The sequence below is a fragment of the Saccharicrinis fermentans DSM 9555 = JCM 21142 genome (assembly GCF_000517085.1).
Classification (GTDB): Bacteria; Bacteroidota; Bacteroidia; order Bacteroidales; family Marinilabiliaceae; genus Saccharicrinis; species Saccharicrinis fermentans.
In genome coordinates this window covers 2,430,931-2,450,363 of record NZ_KI912107.1, presented here as the reverse complement: position 1 = coordinate 2,450,363, position 19,433 = coordinate 2,430,931, and the positions used below count along the sequence as shown (strand labels likewise).

General features: G+C 36.6%; 15 protein-coding genes. 6 read left to right on the top strand and 9 right to left on the bottom strand.

Annotated elements, in window-relative coordinates:
• Positions 1–90: 90 nt before the first annotated feature.
• A complete protein-coding gene (locus tag CYTFE_RS0109705) occupies positions 91–1,236 on the bottom strand; it encodes a hypothetical protein (protein WP_052343125.1) in 1,146 nt (381 codons plus the stop codon).
• Positions 1,237–1,427: 191 nt separating this feature from the next.
• Between CYTFE_RS0109705 and CYTFE_RS28680 the strand changes: the two genes are divergently transcribed.
• The 4 genes from CYTFE_RS28680 (at position 1,428) to CYTFE_RS0109685 (ending at position 7,592) form a co-directional block, all read left to right on the top strand.
• The gene (locus tag CYTFE_RS28680; protein WP_081735961.1) at positions 1,428–3,848 is read left to right on the top strand and encodes a glycoside hydrolase family 88 protein; all 2,421 of its coding nucleotides are present in this window, start codon (positions 1,428–1,430) and stop codon (positions 3,846–3,848) included.
• A gap of 413 nt (positions 3,849–4,261) precedes the next feature.
• Positions 4,262–5,701 carry an arylsulfatase gene (locus CYTFE_RS25980; protein ID WP_044214074.1) on the top strand — a complete coding sequence of 480 codons (1,440 nt, stop codon included), beginning with the start codon at positions 4,262–4,264 and terminating at the stop codon, positions 5,699–5,701.
• A 113-nt stretch (positions 5,702–5,814) separates the two neighbouring features.
• Positions 5,815–6,780 carry an SGNH/GDSL hydrolase family protein gene (locus CYTFE_RS0109690; protein ID WP_044262722.1) on the top strand — a complete coding sequence of 322 codons (966 nt, stop codon included), beginning with the start codon at positions 5,815–5,817 and terminating at the stop codon, positions 6,778–6,780.
• 83 nt (positions 6,781–6,863) lie between these two features.
• Positions 6,864–7,592 (top strand): NYN domain-containing protein, encoded by a 729-nt coding sequence (locus CYTFE_RS0109685; protein WP_027471622.1) that lies wholly within the window; start codon positions 6,864–6,866, stop codon positions 7,590–7,592.
• Between the two features lie 260 nt (positions 7,593–7,852).
• On the opposite strand, the gene arfB is transcribed toward CYTFE_RS0109685, so the two are convergent.
• The 3 genes from arfB to CYTFE_RS0109670 all read right to left on the bottom strand — a co-directional run bounded on the left by arfB (position 7,853) and on the right by CYTFE_RS0109670 (position 11,005).
• Positions 7,853–8,245: an alternative ribosome rescue aminoacyl-tRNA hydrolase ArfB gene (gene arfB / locus CYTFE_RS0109680; RefSeq protein ID WP_044214076.1), complete on the bottom strand. Its 393-nt coding sequence runs from the start codon at positions 8,243–8,245 to the stop codon at positions 7,853–7,855.
• A gap of 10 nt (positions 8,246–8,255) precedes the next feature.
• Entirely contained in the window at positions 8,256–8,930 is a 675-nt protein-coding gene (locus tag CYTFE_RS0109675; protein WP_027471620.1) for a PrsW family glutamic-type intramembrane protease, read from the bottom strand.
• Positions 8,931–9,121: 191 nt separating this feature from the next.
• A complete protein-coding gene (locus CYTFE_RS0109670) occupies positions 9,122–11,005 on the bottom strand; it encodes a methyl-accepting chemotaxis protein (protein ID WP_027471619.1) in 1,884 nt (627 codons plus the stop codon).
• A gap of 120 nt (positions 11,006–11,125) precedes the next feature.
• Here CYTFE_RS0109670 and CYTFE_RS0109665 point away from each other — a divergent pair, with 120 nt between their 5' ends.
• Together CYTFE_RS0109665 and fabG are read left to right on the top strand one after the other, a co-directional pair.
• Positions 11,126–11,851 (top strand): SIR2 family NAD-dependent protein deacylase, encoded by a 726-nt coding sequence (locus tag CYTFE_RS0109665; protein WP_027471618.1) that lies wholly within the window; start codon positions 11,126–11,128, stop codon positions 11,849–11,851.
• Between the two features lie 126 nt (positions 11,852–11,977).
• The gene (gene fabG, locus CYTFE_RS0109660; RefSeq protein ID WP_027471617.1) at positions 11,978–12,724 is read left to right on the top strand and encodes a 3-oxoacyl-[acyl-carrier-protein] reductase; all 747 of its coding nucleotides are present in this window, start codon (positions 11,978–11,980) and stop codon (positions 12,722–12,724) included.
• A 118-nt stretch (positions 12,725–12,842) separates the two neighbouring features.
• On the opposite strand, the gene CYTFE_RS0109655 is transcribed toward fabG, so the two are convergent.
• From CYTFE_RS0109655 to CYTFE_RS25975, 5 genes are all read right to left on the bottom strand, one after another.
• A complete protein-coding gene (locus CYTFE_RS0109655; RefSeq protein ID WP_027471616.1) occupies positions 12,843–14,417 on the bottom strand; it encodes an OstA-like protein in 1,575 nt (524 codons plus the stop codon).
• A gap of 105 nt (positions 14,418–14,522) precedes the next feature.
• The gene (locus tag CYTFE_RS0109650) at positions 14,523–14,936 is read right to left on the bottom strand and encodes a hypothetical protein (protein ID WP_027471615.1); all 414 of its coding nucleotides are present in this window, start codon (positions 14,934–14,936) and stop codon (positions 14,523–14,525) included.
• Positions 14,937–14,977: 41 nt separating this feature from the next.
• Positions 14,978–16,336: a peptidylprolyl isomerase gene (locus CYTFE_RS0109645; protein ID WP_152541859.1), complete on the bottom strand. Its 1,359-nt coding sequence runs from the start codon at positions 16,334–16,336 to the stop codon at positions 14,978–14,980.
• 186 nt (positions 16,337–16,522) lie between these two features.
• Positions 16,523–17,374: a hypothetical protein gene (locus CYTFE_RS0109640; RefSeq protein WP_027471613.1), complete on the bottom strand. Its 852-nt coding sequence runs from the start codon at positions 17,372–17,374 to the stop codon at positions 16,523–16,525.
• Positions 17,375–17,463: 89 nt separating this feature from the next.
• Entirely contained in the window at positions 17,464–19,401 is a 1,938-nt protein-coding gene (locus CYTFE_RS25975) for a peptidylprolyl isomerase (protein ID WP_052343122.1), read from the bottom strand.
• Positions 19,402–19,433 lie beyond the last annotated feature (32 nt).

The following is a 19,433-nucleotide window of genomic DNA, read 5'->3' as shown; positions in this document are numbered from 1 at the left end:
TCGATATTTTTGAAACCAAGGAGTTTACTGATTGTAAATGACTGTTTCAAAAATGAGAATAACGCAGTATTTGGAGTTTTCTTGCAAAGACTAGTTAAATGGAAAGACCCAAAGTAGTTGTAAATTTAAACTTGTTCTTTCTCTGCCATGTGCTTTAAACAAAGCGGTAAAGTATTTGTGATGATTGAGATGTTGCTTGGAGAAATTTTTAAGTGAATCTTTTTGTGTGAAGTACTCAATAGTGGCAGAGACTCCCATGTCATGATTAGAGAAAAAGACAAAATGTTCAGTGCCCATAGGACCCGGGTATTTCGATACAATAGCGTAGTCTGTTTCTTTTCCTGCCGTAGAAATATCAATGGATGTGTCTTTTATCCCTGGAATGTTTCTTATTTCAAGCATGTATTTGCTTACTTTAAAGTGGTTGTTGGCATCGTTAAATAATGAAATAAACTTAGGGTTGGTTAGCAGTGGGCCTGCGTATATTGCATTTCCACTTTTAATATCGTCTAGTGAGGTATTGGAGTCAAATTTCACATCGAACCGTCGATTGTAGGGTGATAGCAATAAGGCGATGTCGCGTGCGGCATAGGCACCCATTCCTGTAAAATATTGATAATAGGCCGGATGTAAATGTTCCTTTAATTCGGGCTTTGTTTCTATTAACTGATAGTATTCTTCAATGCTGTTAATATTATAATCTCGTGTAAATCCAGTCTGGCCTGTTATGGTTTTTCCTTGCATTCCGAAAGCATCACCAATAAATAATGTAGTTTCTTCATTGATAAATCTTTTCCATATCTGTGGTTTGGATGGTGGTAATTGCATGATGATTAGAGAGGATGAGATTGCTATTAGGAGGCTGTACCCAACTATATGCTTATTAAATAACTTAATTTTATTTTTGAATTTTTTTTGTCTTTTTTCAAATCTAAGCTCATATTGACCTTTATCTATCCATACTCTCCAGTTCTCTTCTTTACCTTCGTTGTCATAAAAAATATCTAGTTTTTTTCTTAGGTTATACATGCTAACCCTAACTCTAGTGGTTGATTTATCTGTTTTAGCTTTTGTTCCAAAAAATTCCAGATCAATAATGTCTTCTTTTAGATAAGAGCCATTGAGGTGTGCCTTTAAAAGATATTTAAGTAGAGCTGAACTTGTGCTCGCTTTCCTAAAAGATTTACTATTGATTATTTGTTGAATCAGACGCGTTTTGTCGTTTATAGAAAGCACTGTTATGGGTTTTCGTTGTGCAGATTTTAAATTAGTGTGGCTATAGTTGTTGTGTTGTAAATGACATGTTTCTAGAATGTAATGCCATGTTGTAACGGTTACAAGTACCGTTACAACATGGTTAAAGATAGGATATTTTAGCAAAAATTGCGAGGTTTAACCAACTTCAAATCAGTAATTAATTTATTTAAATGAAAGTTCTAAACATGAAAAAGTTGATTCCTCTTTTACTAATGATGGTATGGGTGTCGTGCACCCAAAAACAACCGATACCAAATGCTTCTGATGTATTTGAGATTACACAACGAGTGGCCGATTGGCAGTTAAACACCTGGGATGAGCAGGGTAAGTATCGCGCGTTGCCTCCAGATGAAAATCGTAAAAAGTGGCATCACCGAAAGCCTTACCATGATTTAGAATGGTTGCCAGCTACATTTTATACAGGTCTGTTCCAGTTTTCTGAAATAGCAGGTGACAATAAATATGAAGATTGGTTAATTGAGATGGGAAACAAGCACCAATGGAAGTTGCATAAGCGTATGTATCATGCTGATGATCAAGCGGTGGGACAGTTTTACTTGAATATGTATCGTTTAACTGCCAAAGAGTATATGCTCCAACCTACGATGAAACAGTTTAATGCAATGATGGAGAGTGAGAGGCGTGATGAATGGCATTGGCACTGGTGTGATGCTTTGTTTATGGCTCCTCCTGTATGGGCTCGTTTATCTAAGGTGACCAGTTTGAAAAAGTATTTGGACTATATGGATCAACAATACCATATGACCTACGATATACTCTGGGATGAGGAGGTGCAATTATTTTTCCGCGATAAGAGTTTTTTGGATAAAAAAGAAAAAAATGGACATAAGGTTTTTTGGTCGCGTGGAAATGGTTGGGTTTATGGGGGATTGGCCCTAATGATTCCTGACTTGCCAGCCAGCTGGGATGGTCGCCATTTTTACATTGACCTTTTTAAAAAGATGTCGGAAACAATAAAAAAGACACAGCGCAATGATGGCACTTGGTCGTCTGGTTTATTGGGAGATGAGAATGACTATCCTAATATAGAAACTAGTGGAACTTCTTTTTTTGTGTTTGGTTTGGCTTGGGGCATTGAAAATGGAATATTGGATAAGGACGTTTATGAACCTGTTTTATTGAGTGCATGGAGTGCATTGAAAAATGCAGTAACTGACCAAGGTATGGTGGGGTACGTGCAGCCGGTAGGAGCTGCTCCTGGATGTAGCTATCCTGAATATACAGAATTGTATGGTAGTGGAGCTTTTTTGGCGGCAGGAACCGAAATGTATAAATATGTGCGTAAATTTTATCCTTTGCCCAATGATGAAAAAAAGAAATCACAATTTACAACCTTTATGTATAATGGAGGTTGGTGCTGGTATCAGGGTCCCAGAGCTGTTATTAATGATGGAAAACTGGTTATTGGTGGTGTGGATGGACAGCAAGGAGATGTGAATGTAGGGGTTTATGATTTGGATGTTGATTCTATTTGGGGTAAGGTGACGCTTCATGAAAAGATGCAAGCTGACGACCATGATGTCCCAGCATTGTATGTTCGTCCGGATGGACGTATATTAGCAGTATGGGCAAAGCATGGCAATGAAAAGGTTCATTATTATAATATTTCCGCACCTAATAATTATATGAATTGGGGTGAAAGGATGGAATATAAGCATGTATATGATGATAAAAGAGGAGTTACTTATATGAATCTTTATTATTTAAAAAATGAAGAACGCTTGTATAATCTGTATCGTGATGGAGAAACCTTTAATCCCGCTTTTATCGTTTCGAATGATCACGGTCAAACATGGAGCAATAGAACCCATTTTATCGCTAATGATGTAAAAGGTCGGCAACGACCTTACTGTTGTTATGTGCAGTTAGATGAAAATACGATTGGTATCGCTTACACGGATGCGCATCCCCGCATGTATGGGAACAGCGTTTATTATGCACAGTATAAAGAAGGAGCTTTTTATAGAGTAGATGGGACAAAAATTAAAGATTTAAAAGAAGGTCCTTTGTATACTTCTGAAGGAGAAAAGATTTATACGGGTAGCGAATCGAAGGAAAAACCTATAGGTTATGAGAGTGTGCCTAATAGTGGTTGGACGTGTGCGATGGGGCAAGATGAAAATGGTTATCCTTATATCGGGTATTCTCTGTATTTAAGCAATTCGGATCATAGGTATCGTATGGCATCTTGGGATGGTAAGCAATGGAATGATCGTGAAATAGCGTATGCCGGTAAATGTTTGTATTATGTTGAAAGTTCTTATACTGGTTTGATGACGTTTGATCCTACTAACCCCAAGAAAGTATATATTTCAACCGATGTTAACCCTAGTACTGGTGAGGATTTAGGGGGGAGACATGAGATTTATGAGGCTACGATTGGTTCTAAAGATGATGTGTCTACAATAAAATGGAAAGCAATTACCTCGGATTCTAACTATCGAAATATACGCCCGATAGTTGTGGCGAACCAAGGGTATAAAGTTCTACTTTGGCTTCACGGGGCATGGAATACTTATGTGAATTACGATGTTTGTGTGAAGGGAATGATTTTGGAAAGGCCGGAGTAACTTTATGTATTCAAATACCATTAGACGACAATGGTAGATAAAGGCTCTTAGTTGATAATATTTATTGGTGCCGCTGGATTGTATTTGTTTTATAGTTGTTTTTTACTTAGCTTATTTTGAGCAAGCAAGAAGACGGGGGTATTGACCCGCAGCTACATTATTTTGACAGAGAAGTACAACTATAATTGTTATAAAGGGCAACTTTGTTAGGATACAAATATATGATGATAATTAACTTGTTATCTTGTTTTTTGCCGATCTATCATGCTTGTTAGTGGGGGTTATTTGAATTAGTCCGTATTTTTCAGATAGGATGAGATTCTGTAATTTACGCATGAGTTTTATTATGTATTATTTGTACATCGCATTTTACCAACAATTGATCCGATCGGGTCAAGTAACTTCTTTTATTTATGATACACATAAAAATACAAATTGTTTTTGTTCTATTGATGACTTTAGGTGCGATAAGTTGTACAAGTGCCAAAGAAAAATCAAAACCTAAACCTAATATCATTTATATTCTCGCTGATGACCTGGGATATGGTGAATTAGGATGTTATGGACAGGAGAAGATTCAAACACCTTGTCTGGATAAAATGGCTTCCGAAGGAATCCGGTTTACGAATCATTATTCGGGTCAAACAGTATGTTCGCCATCTCGTTGCTCACTAATGACAGGGATGCATATGGGACATGCTTCTGTAAAGAAAAATGGTGTCTTATTGGATGCATCGGATGTTACTGTTTCTGAATTGCTTAAGTCGGAAGGATACGCAACTTGTGCTATCGGTAAATGGGGCCTGGCTGAAGGTCCTTTAGCAGCTAATAGCCCAAATCAAAAAGGATTTGATCATTGGTTTGGTTTTGATAACCAAGGTTTTGCTCATTTTTATTATCCGGAGTTTATGTGGCGTAATCATGATAAAGTTTTTTATAACGAAAACTTAAATATTCGCGACGAAAATGGATATTATATTCCGGGTAAAGGAACCTATAATCATGATGAATTTACCAAGGAGGCCCTGGGTTTTATTCAAGAAAATAAGAATAAGCCTTTCTTTTTATATCTGCCTTATGCTATACCACATGCTGAGTTAACAGTTCCTGAAGATTCTAAAGAACCATATCGTAAATATCAATGGCCTGAAACACCTAAAACAAAACCTGGATATGTTAATAGTAATGTTAAGGATCAAGGTTATGGCAGTCAGTATGTTGAGGGATATTGTTGTCAGGATGAACCAAATATTACATATGCTGCAATGGTTTCGAGAATGGATCGTGATATTGGCAGAATAATGGATTTGCTAAAAAAATTGGATATTGATGAGAATACTATTATTATGTTTGGGAGTGATAATGGGCCTAGTAATGAAGGAGGACAGAGTATGGAATTTTTCAATAGTTCAGGTGGTTTAAGAGGGGCTAAGCGAGATCTTTATGAAGGAGGTATTCGTGTTCCTTTTATTGCCCGTTGGCCAGGGAAAATAAAGGCAGGTGTTACAACTAATCACATAAGTGCCTTCTGGGATTTTCTTCCAACGGTTTGTGAGCTAGTAGGTATTTCTATACCAGATCATGTTGATGGAATGAGTCTGTTACCCACACTGTTAGGGAATGATGCCCAACAAAAACAACATAAATATTTGTATTGGGAATGGAGGAATATGCAGGTGCTACGTGTGGGTAAGTGGAAGTTTTTTTATATGAATTCCAACAAACCCGATCAAGACCCTATTTATGCACTGTATGATTTAGAGCGCGATATTAGGGAGCAAAACAATGTGGCTCAACAGTACCCAGAATTAATTAAAACATTTTTACCATACCTTCAGGCTGCCAGAAAGTAAATTTTTTGGTATAAGTTGATATATTGACCATATCCCCATATTAATAATTGAAAACTTATTATTAATATTGGGGATCAATAGTGATTAACCAACTTAAAAATGCCTTATTTCAAATGAAATTTATATCCTTCGCTTTTTCAATATTCTTGATTGTTTCATGTACGCCTTCTCTCAAAGAGCTTAAAGTTCTGCATAATAAAAGAGTACTCGTTTTAGGTAACAGTATTACTCAAAATGGAGCTTACGTTACTTATATAGAATATTATTTGCGAAAAAGTTTCCCCAATGAAAAGTTGGATATCATCAGTATTGGATTATCTAGTGAAACAGTAAATGGAGCATCAGAAGCTGAGCATCCTTTTCCAAGACCATGCATACATCAACGCTTAGATAGTGCTTTGTCCATGGTAAAGCCCGACTTGGTAATGACTTGCTATGGAATGAATGATGGAATATTCTCAAACCCGGATGAGGAACGTTTAGAAGCATATAAAAAGGGTATCTACCGACTAAGTGAAAAAGTGAAAGGTGTAGGGGCGGAGCTTATTTTGATGACACCTACTTTGTTTGATCCGGATCCTAAAAAGGAGGACTTAACTAAGGAAGGCGAAGCCCATTCTTTCCGTCATCCATATTATAAATATAATGAGGTGTTGGATACTTATGCAGATTGGATATTGTCACTAAGAGAGGAAGGCTTTCTGGTGATAGATTGGCATAATTATTTAAAGTCCATCTTGGCAAAGGCAAAAACACTTCAAGGAGATTCTACTTTTATGCCAGATGGTGTACACCCCAATTATGCAGGCCATTTTCTGATGGCGAAGAAGGTGTTGTTAGATTTATATCCTCAAATAGAAATGGGAGAACCTTATCCTACAGTCGATGAATTGCAAGATGACTCGTTGTTTGTGTGGATTCAAAAAAGAAGAAGGCTTAGGTCAAATGCTTGGCTTAAATATGTAGGGTATGTGCGTAAAGATACAGTGAAAGTAGATGGTATGGTCGAAATGGAATTAAAGGTGAAAGAGTTGGATCAGAAGATTGCTCTATCCATTGGAGCTAAAAAAGATATCTAAATAAAATTGAGACATCTTTTACTCTTGTTTTCTATGTTACATATGAATAAGCCAGTAATGAATAATTATAATATTATAATAAAATGAATATCAATTTAGCAGTACTGATAGACGGAGATAATATTCCATCGGCATACATAAAAGAAATGATGGAAGAAATTGCCAAATACGGAAATCCTACTATTAAAAGGATTTATGGAGATTGGACAAAACCAAATTTGTCGAAATGGAAAAACCTGCTGCTTGAAAATGCGATTACACCTATTCAGCAATATGGTTATACAACAGGTAAGAATGCCACTGATTCAGCCATGATTATTGATGCGATGGATATTTTATATTCGGAAAAAGTAAATGGTTTTTGCTTGGTATCCAGTGATAGTGATTTTACCCGACTAGCTACTCGATTGCGTGAAGCTGGGATGCAGGTGATTGGTATTGGTGAGAAGAAAACACCTAATCCTTTCATTGTGGCCTGTGATAAGTTTATTTATCTTGAGATATTAAAGAATGAAACCAAGCCTAAGGAATCAGAGAATGAGAAGGATGGAGAAAAGGTTACGGTGGATAAAATTACGGCAAAGGAAATTAAATTGATTGCCACCACGATAACTGATCTGTCTGATGATGATGGTTGGGCATTTTTGGGTGATGTGGGTAGTTTATTGCAGAAAAAGCAAACGAATTTTGACCCTAGAAATTATGGTTTCCAAAAATTGACACCTTTAATAAAATCAACAGGTAAATTTGAAATAGAACAAAGGGAAAAAATGAAGAGTCGTTCTAAATTAATTTTTGTGAGGAACAAATAGAAAGATAAGGTTCATATTTAGTGGCTGCAAGAAAACTATTGTTTTCCTTCGCAAGGTAGAATAGATATCACCTTAGCTCGCTTTTTTATGGAGCATATGGAACTCGCAGAACAGACAGTTAACCGGCAAGTATAAATTCTGGAGGTATTTTACGCCTCATTTATTAGGTGTAATGGATTTTTTAATGTAAAGTGTGAAAAACACTATATCATGGCTTTATTTATCTTTTTTGTAAAGATGTTGGGGTGCTGTGTGGTTAATTAATAATCGGGTTTTCGACGGTTTACCTTTTTGTTGGCGTGGTTCTTTTTGTCTTTAAGTCTTTTTAATTTCGAAGAATGCGTTGGCTTGGTGGCTTTTCGTTTGATAATCGGCTTTAATGCCTGGTTAATTAACTGGTGGAGTAATTCAATGGCAAGTTCTTTGTTTCGTAATTGCGATCGGGTCTCTTCACATGCAATAACCAATTGGCCTTCTTTATTAATTCTATTTTGTAGTTTATCTAATATAACTTGTTTTTGGTGTGAGTTCAGAATCAAAGAATTCATTACGTCAAAGTGAAGGGTAATACGTGTATTTACCTTGTTTACATTCTGACCTCCCGGCCCTGAACTTCTGGAAGCAGTATATGATAATTCAGTTTCTAAATTCATTGTGGATGTATTATTGATATTTAAATATTGAATTTTGTTCGTGTTCTTTCATTCTTTTTTGGGTTCTTAATAACAAAAAAATCAGGTACGGAAAAAACAAGAATAGGAGCCATTGAATTTTCACCATTAAGATAAAGTCATAGAAACCATGAAATAAGAAAGGTGTGAAAAAGGCCAATGTAAAATATTTGATTCTTTGGGCGGGTATGAATTTGGCTAATCCTAGGTAATATCCCATTATAATACCGAACATGGCATGTGCAGGAACCGCAGTTAGTGCCCTTGAGATGCCAACGTGAAATCCGTTGGAAAATACATACATAATGTTCTCTATCAGGGCAAATCCAAGGGAAACAAATACTGCATAAACAATGCCGTCGAAACGTTCGTTAAAGTTTGGATTTTTCCAAATAAGTATATAAACAGCTATTAATTTAAATGTTTCTTCGCATAGGCCAGCTACTAGAAAAGCGTTTCCAAAAGCCATTCCTATATTTTCTGAAAAAAGAACGGGTAATAATGAAGAAACTATTTGTTCGGTCAAAATAACGGGGAATACACATAGAATCCCTGCTAGCAATCCTTTCATTAAAAGGGCAATCGGTTCTTTCTCATATTTGTCGCGATAATAAATATATACCAGAATGATGAATACTGGAGCAACAGAAATTAAGAGTAGGTTCATGATAAAATCGTTTTGTTTGCCTCGAAGATAAAAAAAAGATCTTTAATCGATATCTCACCTATGGTACTTATGTTGGATTGTCAATAAAGGTTGAACCAGTGAAAAGCATGTGTTCTTTTTACGGTCAAAAGGAAATAGCCCCATCAATTATATGATTAGAGGCTGTAAAGAAGCGATTGTTTATACTATTTTTATACTTGAAAGTAATCCACAGTATTTTTCATTTTTTTCGATTCTTGGGTTAGTTTTTCAATATACTGTTGCATAATTTCTGCTTGAGTAGCATTTTGCGAAGTGATTTGGTTTAATTGCGAAAGTGCCGAATTAATCTGGTTAACGGCGATGCTTTGATTTTCTGAATCTTCGGAGATGAGTTGGACTAATTCGGCTGTTTTAATGATCTCAGGTGCTATAGCTTCTAATTTTTCAGTGGCTTCATTGGAGTTGTTTTTACCTACCTCGGTTAATACTTCAATTTCTTCGGTTAGTGTTTTTATGCGTTCAGCTAATTTTCTTACTTCACTGGCTACGACTGCAAATCCTTTTCCGCTTTCGCCAGCGCGAGCCGCTTCTACGGCTGCGTTTAGGGCTAAAATATTGGTTTGAGCGGCAATATCTTTTACTTCGTTTACCTTGTTTGTTACTTCCAGCATCGATTGGTTTGCTTTTTTTACTGTCCCCAGACTGTTGGTAATTTCTTTTGCAGCTTCGTTTGATATTTGACCGGTTCTAACAGCATTATCAGTGTTGGCATGAACGCTATCCATAACTTCGGCCATGGATGATGTAATTTCTTCCATGCCAGAAGCCTGCTCCGAGGCCCCTTCTGCTAATTTCGTTGTTTCAGTATCAATATGTTTTGAAGTGCGATCAATGGTTTCTGAAATACGATCGATGTTGTGGATGACTTCATTAAACCGTTGTCCCATTGATTGTAGTGATCGAACCATTTTCCCTATTTCATCTTCCTTTTGATAGTGCATCGTGGTATTTAAGTTGCCTGATTCTATTTGTGCGGCAAAGCTAGATGCTGCATTGATGGGAGTAAGGATGCTATTTATTAATCTTCGTAATAAAAATATGATCATTACTATTGAAATAAGTAATACTATCAATAGTATATACTTTAAGCGGTTGGCCTGTTGCATCACAACTTTTGTAGGAGTGCTGTAAGCCAGTCCCCATGAGGTGGGGCTATTGCCTAAAGTAATTTTTGAATAGGAGAAGTATTCTTTTCCATGCATACTATCGTACTCCTGTGTAAATGATGCTGTATCCTCCATTCTTTTGAAAAGTTCCTGAGGGGTGGCAAAACCATGTTTTAGATCTATGATGTTTTTGCCTAACCATTCGTTGTTTTTTGATGCGATGATATCTCCGTTGTTTGAGAATAAAATCGCATTTCCTCCTTCATGAGTTTCTAATTCCTGAAATAGCTTTTGATAACTTGTTAATTCTAGATCAAAGCCTGCTAAACCTACGAAAATACCATTGTGTTTCATAGGTATGCAAACACTTGTTTCCATAATTGGCTCTTTTAATTTACCTTCGTAGTCTTCGTAATATGGATTAGTGACATATTCCGTATTGAGCATGTGTATGGTATGATAAAGCCCTTGAGGATCTTCTCCTTTCATATCCAGAGTATCCATTTGTTGGGATATGATACCATTATGGTTAAAGTAAGTATTTCTCAGTCTACCATATTGCGCTGTTCTGCCTTTGTCCATGGTAAATAATTGCCAGTTATACCAAGTGCCTTTATAACTGGGATTATTGCTTGTCAGGGAATGAATAATCTTATTGGATGTTTTGATTCTTTCTTCTGGAGCAAGTTGATGTAAGGATTGTAAGGATTGTGCCAAAGATCGAGCCATAAATAAATCTTTATTTAAGCTTTCTGATACACGAGAAGAGTAGAGCTGCGCCATCTTTTGGGTGTTATTGATGGCATTTTCTTGGGTGTATTCATTAAACTGGATACCCATAAAAAAGAAAGCCGATAATAATATGACTAAAAGAGGCAAGATAACATTCAGAATGATTCTGAACTTTAGGTTGGTTTTGTTTGACATAAATTACATATTTGAACGTGTTGGAATTCAAAAACAAATATGGGACTCTGTGTGCTTTATACGGAAACATAGAGGAAAAGATTCAAAAAGTAGAATTAAATTTTTTAGTTTTGTTATGTTATGATTGAAAAAGTTGTAGATTTATTAAAAGGGGCTTCTTATGCCATTGCATTCACAGGAGCCGGTATTTCTGTAGAAAGCGGGATACCTCCCTTTAGGGGGGAGTCTGGTATATGGAATAGATATAACCCCCAATTATTGGAGCTGGATTATTTTTTAAGTAATCCTACGTCATCGTGGAATGCGATACGAGAAATATTTTACGATTTTTTTACCGATGCAAAACCTAATCAGGCGCATATTGTGTTGGCTCAGTTGGAGGCTTTGGGGGTTATAAAATGTGTTGTTACACAGAATATTGATGATCTGCATTTTAAGGCAGGGAGTCAAGAGGTGTATGAGTTTCATGGTAATTCACAGCAGTTAAAATGTACTCAATGTGGATACACGGAGACTGCTTCTGCAGCGAATCTTAAAGAAAACCCTCCTGCTTGTAAAAAGTGTGGTGGACTTTTAAAGCCTGATTTTGTTTTCTTTGGTGAAGGAATACCAACTGTTGCTTATGAAAAAAGTTTTGAGGCAGCTCGCAAGGCAGATGTGGTTTTGGTAATTGGTTCAACCGGTGAGGTAATGCCGGCCTGTAATGTACCATACGAAGCCAAAAGGAATGGGGCAACAATTATTGAAATTAATCCTACAGAATCTAATTTCACCCAACAAATTACAGATATTCATGTGAAGATGAAAGCTGGGGAGGCAATGGATTTAATTGGTAAAAAGTTCTAATGCATCTCTAATTGGCGTGTTTATTACTTCCATGGCTTTCATGGCTGTAAATTCTACGATAAATTATTACATTTGTCCGTCATTTATTAATAATGAGAACTAATTTCTAATATAAAAACTTTAATAATGAAATTATTAGAAGGAAAAACTGCCATTATTACCGGTGCAGCTAGAGGTATCGGTAAAGCCATTGCAATAGCTTATGCTAAAAATGGTTGTAATGTAGCTTTTACTGATTTAGCAATTAATGAAGCTGCCGAAGAAACCGAGAAAGAGCTGAATGCCATGGGTGTTAAAGCAAAAGGATATGCTTCGGATGCGAGCAATTATGAAGATACACAACGTGTGGTTAAAGAGATTCATGCGGATTTTGGGCGTATTGATATTTTAGTTAATAATGCAGGTATTACCAAAGATGGTGCATTAAAAAGGATGACGGAAGCGCAGTGGGATATGGTGATTAATGTGAACTTAAAGTCTGTTTTTAACTTTACCAAAGCGGTTCAGCCTATTATGTGGAAACAAGCTGGAGGTAGTGTGATTAATATGAGCTCTGTGGTTGGTGTTTCGGGTAATGCGAATCAATGTAATTACTCTGCTTCAAAGGCGGGTATTATTGGTTTTACTAAATCTGCTGCCAAGGAAATGGGTGCCAGGGGTATTCGACATAATGCAATTGCTCCAGGTTTTATTATCACCGAGATGACAGGTGTGTTACCTGAAGATGTGAAAAAATCATGGGAAGCACGTATTCCGCTTAAAAGAGGAGGTACACCTGAAGATGTGGCGAATACTTGTGTTTACTTAGGTTCGGATCTTTCTTCTTATGTAAGTGGACAAACAATACATGTTTGTGGTGGTATGAATATGTAAGCAATAGCGACTAAGTCGAATAAAATAATTAGAAAAAGGTTTGTACGTGGTACAGACCTTTTTTTTTGGAGCTGATTATATTGCGCACTTAGTGACGTTTGTTACTATAGGCTTCACGCTATTCCTCATAGGTGTCGTCCAGATTGTATTCTGATCTATTTTCGCCCCGGTCAAAAGTGGGCAACTCTTCCCAGATGAAAATTTCCTCTTTGCTTTTGGGTCTAAATGCATCTAGCCAATAGAATCCCTCTAGTCTTAAATTTTCATCGGGTACAAGAAATGGAGGATTCATGCTTCCGTTGGGAGAAACACGCATGGTAATTTGATCTACCATGCGCTGGTTCAAATACAAAGTCATATTACTGCATTCTGCCTTGTTTACTCCAATAACATGCTCCCTGTCTTTGGGGAAGTAAATGGACTGTGCATTCCCATTTACATCTATTTTATAGATTTCATTATTTCTGATGTAACCAGTCATTAGTTTACCTTTTACCTGGTTGAATCGTCCTGTATCTTCCTCTGAAATAATAAAAGACCTGTCGATCAAATCCACCTTATCTAATACTTCGTTTTTGGTATACATTTTAATGACGTCAGCTGTTAGCTGATTGCCCATGGACCACATGATAGGGTCGTAATAAAAAGTATTGGTGGTGTCTCTGGAGTCAAATACCATAGAATCGCAACGTCCCTGCATATCTTTTCTAAAATACTTTACCTTACGGTAAGCCTTAATCAGTTTTTCTTCACCATTATTTAATGGCACCGCCTGTAGCGTGTCGGCATGTAAATATAGTGTGTCTTTGCTGTAAATTTGCAAGAGTTGAGCATCTAAGGTTGCCAGGGCATCCTGTGTTATCTCGTTGTAAAAGCCATAATTTCCCTTGATGATCACATTATTAGTGGTATCGTGCAGCTCCATGCTGTTGAAAATCTCTCCGTATCCACTTGCTCTATTGTAATAGATGGTATCTCCCTTTAATAGCTGTTCTCCATCTATATAGGCATTTTCTTTTAAAAGCGCAATGTCATGTAGCATGTCGTAATATCCTGCTTCGGCATAGATGGTGTTACTGTCGCTAATGATAAAAGTAGGTCCCTCAATGTTAGAAACTTTTGTTTCTGTATGATAAATGAGGGTGTCAGAATAAATGGTGTATTTGGGATTGTTAACTACTACACTGTCTTTGTAAAAAACTTGATTGGTATTGGGGTAATAATATCCTTTTTTACTGGTAAGTATATTTTCTTTGTTAACAATTTTTCCAAAATTAAAATAGTAGGCAAAATTATTGGCTCTATCATAATCTAGGTAGTCTGTGGTTAACACCACATCTTTATTGACCAGTTTAACATCTTTACGCACCTGGGCTAAACCCGTATTTCCATCGTAATTTAATTTTTTGCCATAAAGGTGTAGGGTATCGTTTTGGATGATATGGATATTGCCACTTGCTTTTATTTTATTATCTACGATATATCGATATGCGGTGTCGCAATACATGACGGCTGTTTCGTGGGTAAACTTTACGTTACCAATTAACACTTGAACGTCTTTGCCATAAACAGCCTCGTTGTGATTTAAACTATCTGCATTGTTGACAATCACCATTCTTTGCGCAGTGGTGGTCACTGAGCAGAATAAGGTAGCTAAAAATAAGGCTGTAAAAATGCTCTTTGATATTTGCATCAGAATTATGGAGGTATAAAATTTATTAATGGGTCAAAAGTAGTAGTAATACCCAAAATAAGAAAATATTACGATCTCTAAATTATTCGTTAGCCTAAGAAATACCTACTCTGGACTGGCTTCGTCTACCCTTATGGGAGCAGTTGAAGTTTGATACACATGTTTCCGTTTTAAATAAATGGTATCCGGTTTCTGGCTGTTGTAGGGTTTGAATTGCAGAAATTTATTCTCATAATCGCTGGCTTCGACTGTCATACTAACACGATATCCCTTGTCGAACTTAATATGAAACTGCCCCAAACTATCGGAAAGAGTACTTACTTTTTGACTCGCTGATTCATCTATGTTTTGTTGATATAAACAAAATGACTGTATGGAAGAAAGAGGTACGGGGCAATTGGTTTCTTCGTCCACAATTACCCCGTTAAATGATATATTATATGCCTCTCTGGCGCAGGAAGCACATATAATAAGCGATAAAATTAGAAGTTTTATTTTTCTTTCCCCAAGTATTCTCATCTACCTTCTTTTAAATCTGCAAAACAAAGTAGGAAAAATTTTTATTTTATCCAATTTTTAAACTCAAAATCACAATCTCTCCAATCGTCATGGATAGTAATATAGGTGTCTTGTTGCTTTTCTCGAATCCATTCATTAACGGCATCTTGACGTCTTTTTTCTGTCATGATGTTCTGTACCAACTGATAATCGTCCTTTAAATTGGCACGGTGTGGATCAATTTTTCTTTTTTGCTTGATGATGACATATACGTTGTGTCCTTTGTCATCTTTAATGCCAAATGGTTTAGAAATTTCGCCTTCTTTAAGTTTTTGAAGTTCCTTTGCCAGTTGAGGTTGTTGTATGGACGAGAGTTCAAAGTTAGAGGATTGGGTGCGCATATTGACCATGAGTCCACCGTTGTTACGCGTATCTTTATCCATGGAGTAATATAAGGCAGCCTCTTCAAAACTCAGTTCTTCCTTGTGGATTAAATCAGATATTGAATCGAGTTTAGAGATGGCGTTTTTGTTTGCATCGGCCGATACCTTTGGTTTAAGCAGGATGTGTCTCACGTGTATTCGTTCACCTTTTCTATCCAACATTTGAATGATATGATAGCCAAATTCTGTTTGTACAATTTTAGATACCTTATTTTTTTCCTGCATGTTAAATGCTACATTGGCAAACTCAGGTACAAAGGTACCTCTGGTACTCCATCCCAAGTCACCACCACTTGTTGCACTACCGGGGTCTTCGGAGTACAATACCGCAAGGGTTGCAAAGTCTCTTCCTTCGGCTACTTGCTTTTGGAAGTCTCTTAACTTGCTTTTTACACGGTCAATTTCTTTTTGCTCAATTTTAGGGTATATGGCAATTTTTTGAATTTCATATTGTACGGGAATCATCGGTAAACTATCCTGAGGTGTTTTTCGGTAGTATGCTCTCACCTGTGAAGGTGTAGGTTCAATATTTTCTGTGATGGTGCGTTGCATGCTTTCTGTAAGCATCTGATCTCTAACAACAGTCATCTGCTCCTTTTTTATCTGTAGCACTGATTTGTTGAACCACTCTTCTAATTTTTCACGTCCCCCGGCTCTATTGATAAACTCGTTCATTCTTCGGTCAACCTCATTGATTACGTTGTTTTCGCTGATCTCAACACTGTCAAGTATTGCTTGGTTCAACATTAGTTTTTGAATGAGTTGCTGTTCAAAAAGCTTGCATTTTAAATTACCTTTGGCCGAAATCCCTTGCATCACTGCTTGTTGGTATTGGTATTCAACGTCGGATTTTAAAATGGCGTTGTCGCCCACAACTGCAATTACTTCATCAATTACATTTTTCTGACTTAGCAGGGGAGTACTAAAGGATAATATGGTAGATATGGTGGTAATAAGTAAGATAGTTGTCTTGTGCATTATTTCTTTTTTAATCTCCAATTTTTATGAATTTTAAGTAAATAAAAGGTTATTGCCCAAGGCTCAATAATTTTATTCTAACAAAAAAATTATTGCTCTTTAAACAGCACCTGCAAATATATATTATTCAACGCTAAGTATGATGGTTTAAGTTAAAGATTTTGAAAAAAGCATTTATTATCTTTTTTAATAAAACTTTACTACTTTTTGTTCAAGACCCTCATTATATAGTTCCTCCTCGAGGTTTTGAATAAATTCTATTCTTTTTTTATTGAGGAGTATGGCCTTGATTTTATCTTCCACAAAAGTGACGGGCGCAATTTCATCTACTTTATGAAAGTCTCTGATCGATAACAAATAATGTGATGTGCTGTCGCTTGTTTCGTAGAATTTGTTATAGTCCAAAAACATGGGGTGCTTGGGTAGTGGTTTGGGAAGTAACTTATTGATTTCATCCAAAGTAACCCAGCGATCCATGAAGTTATCGAACTTTTGGGCATTCTGAAAGCAATATTCTTCTAGTTTGATGTAATCTTCAGGCTCATCGGATCGATACCACTTTTTGAGCTTTTTTAAATTGGGCGCATTGAGCGGAACCTGTATGAATATACCTACTATAATATCTTTGTCGAGTTTAAAGTTCTCGCTCATTTGATTGTAATATTCTTCAATCTCGTTTGAGGTTATTAAGGGTACATACTTTTGAAGTAAAAGTTTTTGCTGATAGCGATGAATCAATAAAGATGCTCTATAATCATCTAGCAATTGAGTAACATCTTTTTCTTTAGGTGTTAAATTTAGCTCTGCCTTACGCAGCAGCAGGCTAGATTTAACCCAGCGGTTGATATAGTTTTGTGAAAATGCAACACTATCGTTTTCGCTCAGATTATCAGGTATTGCTTTTTGCAGGTCTTTCACCGTTAATACCTGACGATCTACTTTGGCTAAAGGAACCGAATCTTCCTCTAATGATACATTTTTGCAAGAATGCAAAAACAATGCAAAAACTAAAGTATATAGGATAATGGAGTTTTTCATATGTTTAAATTTATCTTTCAAAGGCCATATGGAACTCGCCAGAATTAATCATTCCCCTGTGTGTGAATTCATTCCTATGGCTCGTTTCATTATTTCTTTGCTGCTTTTTTGCTGAATTTTAATGCTTTCTTATTCACCGTAGGCGCAAATTTGTTTCTTAGTCTGCTTAACCATTCTTTTTCAATTTGGTTTTGGTAGTCAGCAATCACCTGACCCCTGGTTTCTTCCAATTCTTTAGGTATACGAGCTGTTTTTTTTCCTGCTCCCCAAAGATATTTGTAATGGGGATCTACTTTTCCTGTTGATTTTTTCTCGTTCCACAGTTGTTTGTCCAGTGCTTTGTATTCTCCTTTTGCGAAGCTTCCTTCTATTATCTTAGCATGCGGATACAGTTGCTTTAATGAATCTGCGGAAATAGAATGGGAGGCCATGCTTTTTTTTGCGGCTTTCCATATTTTTTTATCATTTGTTAAGAGGAGGATGCCTTTCATTGTTTCTGGATGAAAGTAGTTGGATTTGTGGGCTGCATAGTAGGCTTCTATTCCTGTGCTATCCCTGATTGCTTTGTTCCAGATTTCCCTTTGACTGATTTCAAAAATCAGGAGGCCATCATGGTATTCGTTTACTAAATACCTATACGCTGGATATTTATCTTCGAGTCTCGATTTTTCAAAGCTAATAATCTCATCCTCTATAATTGATTGGGATAGTTTATCGAAGAGTCGATTTCTTTGGCTTTGTGTAAATTGTTTGTTTTCTTTTAGTTTTTCTATCAGATCTGAGGCCTTGAATGTCCAACCTTTCATGGATGCAATATTATTGTTGGAATTTTCAAATTCATAGAAGAAGTCATCATTGCTCAGTTGTTGGTTGCTTGCCTTTTGTTTAATCTGACGCAATAGGGCATCGTTTTGTTGATAATTGTACTCCTTTTTTAAACGGTTTATAACGGCCTTTTTACCTTGGTATGCTCTTTCGTCTTTTGCTATTTTTTGGCGTATTTTCTCTTCTTCCTTTTCAAAAGGTTGCAGGCCTCTTTTTTCTAAGAGCTTGATGATATGAAAGCCATAGGGAGATTGAATCACCTTTGAAATACTGCCGATGGAATCGAGTTGAAAAGCCGGTTCGCTAAATTCGGGTATCATCCTGCCGGTACCAAACCAAGGAAGCTCACCATTATTATTGGCACTGTTTTTATCTTCGGAGAACTGCCTGGCCAAAGTCCCAAAATCAGCTCCTTTTTGTAGTAGTTGGTAGATGGAATCAATTTTTGCTTTTTTTTCTGCTATCACATCCTGTGGGGCGTTGGAAGGAAAAATCTGCATGATGTGTGCGGTTCTTAGTTCTCCTCGGTTTGCCCTTTTATCATGAACTTTTATAATGTGATAGCCAAATGCTGTTCTGACGATGGGAGATATTTCTCCAACGGCGGTATTGTACGCTGCCGATTCAAAAGGGTATACCATCATAAAGCCATTGAAATAGCCTAGCTTACCTTCATTTTGATAGGCAGAAGGATCTTCGGAATATTGCCTGGCTAATTGGTTAAAGTCTTCTCCTGCCTTGTATTTTTTGACGATGGAGCTTATCTTTTGATAGGCTTTTAAAGTGTCTTCCGGTGAAGGCGAAGATGGTAGTTTAACTAAAATGTGACTGGCATTTACCTCTGTTTTTAATCGCTGGTAGGCCTCTTTAACGAGTTGGTCTGTAATGTTTTTGTCGGTTAAATATGGCTTGGCCAGTTCATCTTTATAGTAATTAAATTCTTTGGTGAATGAAGGTAATGTATCAAGGCCTTGATCGCAGGCTTCTAGTACTTTAAGTTTATAGTTGACAAAGAGATCGAGATATTCCTTTGGGGATATAGGCTTATGGGAAAAGCTGTTATTTTTGTTATAGATAAAGTCAAACTCCTCAATGGAATAATGATGATCACCAATATTTACCAAAGGATGGGTAGATTGTGCAAAAGTATTTGCGGATATAAGTATGCTGCTTATAAGCAATATCAGATTGGTTCGTATCATAGTTGTTTTTATTGTATTACTTTAACTAAACC